The 1,334-nt window shown below is 52.8% G+C and carries 1 protein-coding gene and 1 pseudogene; both read left to right on the forward strand.

What is annotated here, in order from left to right; translation table 11 throughout:
• Positions 1–347, forward strand: a pseudogene (locus HWQ67_RS18705) (hypothetical protein); the annotation flags it as partial.
• The gene (locus HWQ67_RS18710) at positions 325–1,311 is read left to right on the forward strand and encodes a phage terminase large subunit family protein (protein ID WP_218254208.1); all 987 of its coding nucleotides are present in this window, start codon (positions 325–327) and stop codon (positions 1,309–1,311) included. The pseudogene HWQ67_RS18705 and the gene HWQ67_RS18710, both read left to right, overlap by 23 nt.
• Positions 1,312–1,334 lie beyond the last annotated feature (23 nt).

Raw genomic sequence — 1,334 nt, forward strand, 5'->3', positions numbered from 1 at the left:
GGCTGAAAAAGGCCAAGACCAGAGGCGGGATGTATAAGAAATTTTCCGACGGAGTACAAAAAGCAATGGCGTCCGCAGAGATTCGGGACGTCCTGATTATCGGAGAGGCTTCCAAGACTCAATGGCAAGCGTCGGCGTGGAGGCTGGAGAGGAAGTTCCCGAAGAGGTGGGGGAGATTCGAGAAAATCGAGGCCACCATCGACGGACAGATGGGTGTGTCCTTTGAGGGCAAGCGGAAGCTGATTGAGTATGCCAGCGGAGAGGAGGTTGACCACGCACTCAAGCAATATGAGGAAGACCAGCGGAGACAGGAAGAGGAAGAGCTTGAGCGTAACGACGGAGAGTAAGAAGGCGATCATCAGGAAGTTCGAGTCCGACGATGACGACCTGCTGTTCGTGGGGCGGATGCTCCACCGGACTCACAAGAACATTATTCCGAGCATACCGTACAAGTCGCCCCTGTGGTGGCTCTACACCGACGAGAATCCCGTGAAGCACATCAAGAAGGCGGTTCAGATAGGGGTCAGCGAGTGGCTGATCGTGACCGCCATCCAGAAGGCGTCGAAGGGGCTGAACGTCATATACGTCCTGCCGACGTTCACGCTGAAAAACCAGTTCGTGCAGGACAGGCTGAATAAGTCCATCATGTATTCGAGGTTTTACCAGAAGTTGCTGAGTCTTGGCGACAAGCGGATGGTTGAGAGCTTGACGCTGAAGCAGTTCGGCGAAGGGTCGATCATCTTTGCCGGTAGCAACACGACGGTGAGCTTTATTTCCCATCCCGGCGACCTGCTGATAATAGACGAGGAAGACGAGTGCCACGCTGAGAACTTGGTCATGGCTGAGGAGCGGTTGGCGAAGAGCACCTACAAGGGAGTCATCCGGGTCGGGAACCCGAGGTACATCAACACGGGAATCGACTATCAGTTCAATCAATCGGACAAAAAGGAGTGGTTCCAGAAGCACGAGTGCGGGGAATGGATTCAGCTCGATTTCTTCAAGCAGGTTGTGAGAGAGGCAGAGCTACGTGGGGGAGGGAGGACATACGTCCTTTGCGACAAGGAGTGGGAAGAGGAGTGTGGGCGTGACATCTACATGATTTGTCAGCATTGCGGGAGGCCCATTGACAGGTTCCAGCCGGGGGAGTTTATCCCGCAGGTGAAGAAGAGCATTTCCGGGTATCACATGAGCAGTCTGTTTGCCGGAGAGCTGTCCATCCAGAAAATTGATGTATTGATTTTTTTGCTCATAAGCCTCTCCCTTGTTATTGAATATTACGCCCCAGATGGAGAATGTCAACTTATTTTTTAAGCCGAGACGAAAAATTGACTCCA

The organism is Candidatus Magnetobacterium casense (genome assembly GCF_019173545.1).
GTDB lineage: Bacteria > Nitrospirota > Thermodesulfovibrionia > Thermodesulfovibrionales > Magnetobacteriaceae > Magnetobacterium > Magnetobacterium cryptolimnobacter.